The sequence below is a fragment of the Pseudoalteromonas sp. SR41-8 genome, from assembly GCF_014163915.1.
GTDB lineage: Bacteria > Pseudomonadota > Gammaproteobacteria > Enterobacterales > Alteromonadaceae > Pseudoalteromonas > Pseudoalteromonas rhizosphaerae.
Genome location: NZ_JACJEE010000001.1, coordinates 377,067 through 383,959 on the forward strand (window position 1 = coordinate 377,067; position 6,893 = coordinate 383,959).

Consider the following 6,893-nt stretch of genomic DNA (forward strand, 5'->3'; position numbering starts at 1 on the left):
GGCCAATAGGTGTTTGCGCCAGACTTTGTCAGTGTATTTTCATTTAGCTGCAATTATCCGCTTTTTAAGGGAGCACATACAAGTAATAGTCGAGGTTAATTAAAATAAATGCTATTTGCAGCGCATAAATTGGTAAAAGTCACGTGGTTCGCTGGTTTTGGACTCTTTATGAGGCTGTAAACTTTATACTCAGAGTAAGCCTAAAGTTTTTACAGTAAGAGGTAGAAAAGGTCGTGAACTCCAAATAATTTAGTACTAATTAATTAAATCGATTATCACTGATGTTTTAATTTTGTTGTTATTTTGTAATTAATTTGGGGCGGAAGCTTAGGTATAGTAGGCAAAATTTTCATCTGTGGTCTAACTTTAATAATGCATATTGCAAAAGACTAATATCATAAGGTAACGCAGATGATGAAAAAGCTGTATTGGTTATTAACTGTAAATTGCATCCTGTTTACAGGTGCTTCTTATGGCGAGATCAACTTATCAGGGTTTACTAGTATTAATGCTGGTAAAGTTTTATCTGGAAGTGGGGTCCCGCAGTACGATATACCACCTACTTTTTTGGCCGATTATCCAATAGTATCGTCTTACGACGAAGATGTTTCGTTTAAACCAGAGAGCTTATTTGGGCTACAAATTAGCGCTGATTTAGCTGATGGACTATCGGTGACAGGCCAACTAGTTGCTCGAGGCGCTAATGATTTTGATGCAAAAATTGAATGGGCTTATCTCTCATATGAGATTAATGAAAATTGGACTGTTCAAGCAGGTAAAAAACGATTGCCCCTGTTTTATTATTCGGATTTTTATGATGTAGGTTACGCCTATGTATGGATGCGTCCGCCTGCGGATAATTATACGTGGCAAATATTTAACTACAACGGCGTAAATGCACTATACAGCGGTGAAATTGGTGATTGGTCTGTAATGGGCAACCTTTATTATGGAGAAGAGGATGATACAGAAAATAAGCTCCTTAGTGAGTTTTTTTTCAAAGAGCCAACACGTGAAATTTGGCGTGATATGTTAGGTGGGGTATTGCAATTAAATAAAGAGTGGTTCGAAGTTAGATTAACCCATATGACTTACAAAAATGAGCGCTACCGTAGTGGTGAGCGAGTATTATTTGACGGTGAAACTAGCCGTACAGGTAAGTTTTATGGTGTTGCAGTTAACTTAGACTTTGAAAGTTTATTTATATTAACAGAGTTAAACCGGTTGGATTTGAATGGCAACCTTGACACTTCAATGATTACGCTAGGTTACCGTTTAGACACAATTACTCCTTATGTTTCTTACTCTCAATTTAAAGAAGATGCCGATGATGGTGAACAGCACAATACAACGTCAGTCGGAATACGCTGGGATTTTCATTCTTCAGCGGCTTTTAAAGTCCAGTTTGATAAAGTGAATGATAAATCATTTGATTTAGCTGTTGCAGGTGATAGTGAGTCGATCACACTTGGCATTGACTTGGTATTTTAAGGAATACGCTATGATGTTGTTAAAAAAGATACTTTTACCACTTTTATTGCTTAGTTGTTATTCAGTAAACGCGGAGGTAGTTGTTGTTGTTCATCCTACAAATAATAGTAGTTTTGATCAATCTGAGATTTCAAAGCTCTTTTTAGGCAAGGCCAAATCATTTTCTGATGGCAATCAAGCTGTTCCATTGAATCAAGAGGAAGCCTCTACAGCACGCCAAGAGTTTGATGCGAATGTTTTATCAAAATCAGGTAGCCAGTTAAAAGCATACTGGTCAAAGCTTATTTTTACAGGTAAAGGCTCGCCTCCTAAAGAAGTGACTAATGATGCAGAGGTAATTGATTTAGTAGGTAAAAATCCAAGTATGATTGGTTACATTAATGCTGCATCGCTAACCGATTCAGTGAAATCGGTTGGGAAGTTTTAGTAATAATTTAGATAAAAACGCAAAACGTTAAAATCGATTACAGGAAACTGTAATCGATTTTTTTTAGATTTATGCACCTTAAGCAATCACTAAAAACCCGACAAATGCACAGGCAGCTGCGATGAGTGTATAGGGCAATTGAGTAATTGCGTGACTCATTAAGTTACAGCCTGAACCTTGGGCTGCAAGGACAGTTGAATCTGAGTAAAAACATGCTTGGCTACCAAATGATGAGGCAGATAACAGCGCACCAATCACCAGCGGTATATTTGCATCAACCGCGACTGCCAGAGGCATCACAATAGGAATTGTTACCGCAAAAATACCCCAGCTTGAGCCTGTAGCAAACGCCAAAATTGCCATTGCTAAAAACACCACTGCAGGTAAATAGCCTGCGGTCATGAATGGGCTTAAGGAATCAATTACAAACTGTGGTAATAGTAGTTGGTCGCACACATCTTTAAAAATAAATGCGGCGATCACAGTTCCTATTGCTGGCAACATGCTTTTAAAACCATCGAGCATTTTTTCAATCATTTCGGCAAATGGCATTAGCTTTTGCAGCATATAAAATGGAAGCGTCACGGCGAATGTCGCTAATAACCCTTTGTATACATCAATGTCAAAATACACAGTGAACGCAACGAGCAATAAAATAGGCAGTAAAAAGTTGTACAGTTTGCCGTGGCTGTCTGCGCTTTCAAAGCTTTCTTCAACGGCTTTTACTGCGTATTCATCGGCAGTTTGCACTTCGTTGTACTGTGCAGGATCTACTTGCGGTTGTTCTTGCATTGCCTGTAATTGGGCTTTTTTCATCGGCCCAAATAAAGGGATAACACCAAGTACCACTAATGGCACAAGTAACACGGCAAACCATGCATACAGCATATAGGGGATTGCTTGAATATACACGGCAATACCTTGGCCTTCGACGGCGATGTTGTTATCAACCAATAAGCCACCAAAAAATACTGCCCATGTAGACAGTGGTACTAATACGCAAATTGGCGCTGCGGTAGAGTCAACTACGTAAGCAAGCATCTCACGGCTAATTTTGAATTTATCGGTAATGCGTTTCATGGTTTCACCCACGGTAAGCGCATTGAGGTAGTCATCAATAAAAATAACGATACCAAGTAAAAAGGTCATGAGTAAAGATGAGCGTGGGCCTTTACAAAAACGCAGCGCAAAACTACCAAATGCTGCTGCACCACCGGTTCGCACTAGTAATGCGATTAACGCACCAAAGCCACCACACACTAAAATAAGCCAGCCGATTGTTTCATCTACCATTACTTTTAATGATGCCGCAGCAAAGTTGCTAAGCATTTCAACAGGATTTAGCATAGCAAGGCCAACAAGGGCACCGATCAGCAAAGATAAAATAGGACGACGTAGCACGATCGCCAAAACCACCACTACAACTGGCGGCACAAGACTTAACGCAGAAGGTTCGAGCATTTAAGTATTCACAAAATAAAAAGCATTTGAGTAATTGGCTCAAACTGCTTAACAAAAACAAAGAATGTTAGCCCAACGGCTGATATTCCAAGTCACTGCTTTTGCACGCAGAAGTCACTGTTAGGTTTCGCGGTGGGTTTAGCACAATTGCGACACAGTAAAATGCGTTGGCTTGGCGCCAGACGGTGCAGGGGATGCATGCCGCTATTGTTATGCCGATAAAAACATCAGCGGGAAAATAATCTGCAATTGCGTTCGAGTCAATAAAAACTTTTAATTTAGTTAAAAATTCTTAATAGATGAATATTAATGCTTGCATTGTTTAGGTGAAACACCAAATTTTTGCTTAAACAAACGGCTAAAGTGACTGGGGTTGGTAAAGCCAAGATCGTAGCAAACTTGACTTATTTGTTGTCCTGATTGTAGAAGTTGGCGAGATTTCTTTAATCTTAGCTGTTGTTGCCACATGGCCGGACTTTGCCCAAAGGCGAGCTTGAATTGCTGGTAAAATTTACTACGGCTCATGCAGGCTATTTTACATAAAGTATCGATATCTAAAGTTTGATTAAGATGTTCTTTAATAAAATGCAGGGCATCGGTTAATGGGCATGCAATAGTTTGTTGGCAATTGGCGAGCATTAAATCGCGGCTTTGTTGTTGTAATAATCGAGTGATTAACTCATTTACTGATAGATCAATTAGATAATGACGATCTTGCTCGTTTTCGCTAAATAACCCAATCATCCGTTCAAGTAATTGTTGGGTTTGTTGATTGTGTTGGGTATGCACCAGCTTTGGAATGTAATGAAAAAAATCATCGCTGCTTATTTGCTGCTGCATATTTAGCGCGTCAGCTACTTGGCTGATTTTATCGCGGCTAATTTCGATAGCCAAACAGGTGGTAGGTTGCTTCATTGATGCTTCTGGGAAGTCGATTAAAACCCCTTGTTCGGGTGCTAATACAAATGATTGCTGGGGTAAAAACTCTTCATGGTAGTTACTGTCAGCAACGTGCATCACTTTTTTACCGCTGATCATGCCGCAAAACAGCAGTTCGCTGGAATGCAGTGCTACTTTTTGTGCGTCTTGGTAGGTGTCGTAAATGCTCAGCTCGGCGTTGTCTGAGGCAAAAGTAATTTTATTTTCGATCAGTACATCAACCGCTTGGCGCTTTTTAGTCAGTTTTTCAGTCAATAACGTGGTATTCATTTTATTTCCTTTAAACACGACCAACAGAGTTTGGACGCACAGACATGTTTTTTGGACAGCTAATCAAGTTTTTATGCTTCTTATAAGCTAATGTCAACAGGTGACGGATAAATAAACAACAATCTCCCGTCAAACTTAGTCAATTTGATTAAATTTAAAAAGCAACATTTTGAATAAAGGACACACACAATGATCTATGCAAATCCTGGCAGCGACGGCGCACTTATTAACTTTAAATCCCAGTACGGTAATTACATTGGCGGACAGTGGGTCGAGCCTGTAAATGGTCAGTACTTTGATAATATTAGCCCCGTTAATGGTAAAGTATTTTGTAAAGTACCACGCTCTGATAAAGCGGATATTGAACTTGCCCTTGATAAAGCCCACGCTGCAAAAGCTGCTTGGGGTACAACTTCAGTAACGGCTCGTAGCAATATATTATTAAAAATAGCTGATCGGATAGAGCAAAACCTTGAGCTTCTTGCAGTTGCCGAAACGTGGGATAACGGTAAAGCCATTCGCGAAACATTGGCGGCAGATATCCCACTGGCGGCAGATCATTTTCGTTATTTTGCCGGTTGTATTCGCGCCCAAGAGGGCAGTATTGGTGAGATAGACGAAACCACAGTCGCGTATCATTTTCATGAGCCACTGGGCGTTGTTGGACAAATCATTCCGTGGAACTTCCCAATTCTAATGGCCGCATGGAAACTCGCACCAGCGCTTGCCGCAGGTAACTGTGTGATACTCAAACCGGCTGAACAAACACCAGTATCTATTTTAGTGTTGATGGAAATTATTGGTGATTTATTGCCTGCAGGCGTGCTTAATGTAGTAAATGGCTACGGTAAAGAAGCGGGCGAAGCGCTGGCAACCAGCACGCGTATAGCTAAAATTGCTTTTACCGGCTCAACTCCTGTTGGCTCACACATTTTAAAATGTGCCGCTGATAACATTATTCCATCAACGGTTGAGCTCGGTGGTAAATCACCGAATATTTTCTTTAACGATGTAATGGAAAAAGACGATTCCTTCCTAAGTAAAGCCATTGAAGGCGCAGTACTTGCGTACTTTAACCAAGGTGAAGTGTGTACTTGCCCATCGCGACTATTTATTCAAGAAGATATTTACGAGCAGTTTATTGAGCGTATTTTAGAGCGCACATTAAAAATTAAACGCGGTAACCCGCTTGATAGTGAAACCATGGTAGGCGCACAAGCGTCTAAAGCACAGTTTGATAAGATTCTCAGCTATATTGAAATTGGCAAAAAAGAAGGCGCACAAGTACTTACTGGCGGCAATGTAGAGCAACTAACAGATGAGCTAAATGGCGGTTATTACATTCAGCCAACGCTGTTAAAAGGCACTAACGATATGCGGGTATTCCAAGAAGAAATTTTTGGCCCGGTGATTTCAATGTCGACCTTTAAAGACGAAGCCGAAGCACTCGAACTGGCTAATAGCTCTGAATTTGGTCTAGGCGCAGGGGTATGGAGCCGCAACATGAACCGTGCTTATCACTTTGGCCGCAAAATAGAAGCAGGCCGTGTATGGACCAACTGTTACCATATGTATCCTGCACACGCTGCGTTTGGTGGTTATAAAAAATCAGGCATCGGCCGCGAAACCCACAAGCTTGCGCTTGACCATTACCAACAAACTAAAAATTTATTAGTAAGCTACAGCGAAGATCCGCTCGGCTTCTTTTAAATAAAGCGGTTAAGCTTAAACAAATAATTTTTATGAGTAATGAAAGCGCTGTATTGTTGCAGCGCTTTTTTACTTTTCTAAAGCACTGCGCTTTATATCCTCAAACACCTGTAATACCTTCCAAAATGCCAATTAAAACAACACCAAGTCCTCTTTTTATATTTTTCGTGAAATAGAAGTAACCGATTGAATCAAAATAGGAATTCGACTGTGGTTAGTACATCAATAAAAAATAAATTAAAAACGAATTATTCTTCAGGCTCGTTAGGTTTTTATAGAGGCTGGAGTGCAATCTAAGCTGCTAAAAATTAAATCCCAATTCCTTGAAGTCATTTAGATATTTTGAGCTCTTATATGCGCAAAAATATTGAGTTTGCAATAAGCGAGGCGGAGCAAAAGGATCCCTTTGGGATGTCGTATTTTATGAAAAAGATGATGAATTTGAATATATTTATGCAAACATCTTTTAATGTCCTAAACTTTGTGAGGCTAGATATGCACTGTCTTAGGCAAAGATATTTATGCCTGTTGCTTTTTCGTTTTACCCAACACCCTTAAGTTTAATGAGTTTAATGAGTTTAATGAGTTTAATGAG

The 6,893-nt window shown here is 39.9% G+C and carries 5 protein-coding genes; 3 read left to right on the forward strand and 2 right to left on the reverse strand.

The window, feature by feature from the left end:
- Nucleotides 1-411 precede the first annotated feature (411 nt).
- Nucleotides 412-1,491: a porin gene (locus H5162_RS01585; RefSeq protein ID WP_392352553.1), complete on the forward strand. Its 1,080-nt coding sequence runs from the start codon at nt 412-414 to the stop codon at nt 1,489-1,491.
- A gap of 10 nt (nt 1,492-1,501) precedes the next feature.
- Nucleotides 1,502-1,918 (forward strand): phosphate ABC transporter substrate-binding protein, encoded by a 417-nt coding sequence (locus H5162_RS01590; protein ID WP_310736407.1) that lies wholly within the window; start codon nt 1,502-1,504, stop codon nt 1,916-1,918.
- A gap of 78 nt (nt 1,919-1,996) precedes the next feature.
- On the opposite strand, the gene H5162_RS01595 is transcribed toward H5162_RS01590, so the two are convergent.
- Together H5162_RS01595 and H5162_RS01600 are read right to left on the reverse strand one after the other, a co-directional pair.
- A complete protein-coding gene (locus H5162_RS01595; protein WP_145234337.1) occupies nt 1,997-3,379 on the reverse strand; it encodes a Na+/H+ antiporter NhaC family protein in 1,383 nt (460 codons plus the stop codon).
- Between the two features lie 306 nt (nt 3,380-3,685).
- Entirely contained in the window at nt 3,686-4,588 is a 903-nt protein-coding gene (locus tag H5162_RS01600) for an AraC family transcriptional regulator (protein WP_182733996.1), read from the reverse strand.
- A gap of 189 nt (nt 4,589-4,777) precedes the next feature.
- On the opposite strand from H5162_RS01600, the gene H5162_RS01605 reads away from it, so the two are divergent.
- The gene (locus H5162_RS01605; RefSeq protein WP_145234333.1) at nt 4,778-6,298 is read left to right on the forward strand and encodes an aldehyde dehydrogenase family protein; all 1,521 of its coding nucleotides are present in this window, start codon (nt 4,778-4,780) and stop codon (nt 6,296-6,298) included.
- Nucleotides 6,299-6,893: the final 595 nt, after the last annotated feature.

Excerpts from the sequence above, each read along its gene's own strand:
- H5162_RS01585 (WP_392352553.1), top strand. The coding sequence starts at position 412 with ATGATGAAAAAGCTGTATTGGTTATTAACTGTAAATTGCATCCTGTTT.
- H5162_RS01600 (WP_182733996.1), bottom strand. The coding sequence starts at position 4,588 with ATGAATACCACGTTATTGACTGAAAAACTGACTAAAAAGCGCCAAGCG.
- H5162_RS01595 (WP_145234337.1), bottom strand. The coding sequence starts at position 3,379 with ATGCTCGAACCTTCTGCGTTAAGTCTTGTGCCGCCAGTTGTAGTGGTG.
- H5162_RS01590 (WP_310736407.1), top strand. The coding sequence starts at position 1,502 with ATGATGTTGTTAAAAAAGATACTTTTACCACTTTTATTGCTTAGTTGT.
- H5162_RS01605 (WP_145234333.1), top strand. The coding sequence starts at position 4,778 with ATGATCTATGCAAATCCTGGCAGCGACGGCGCACTTATTAACTTTAAA.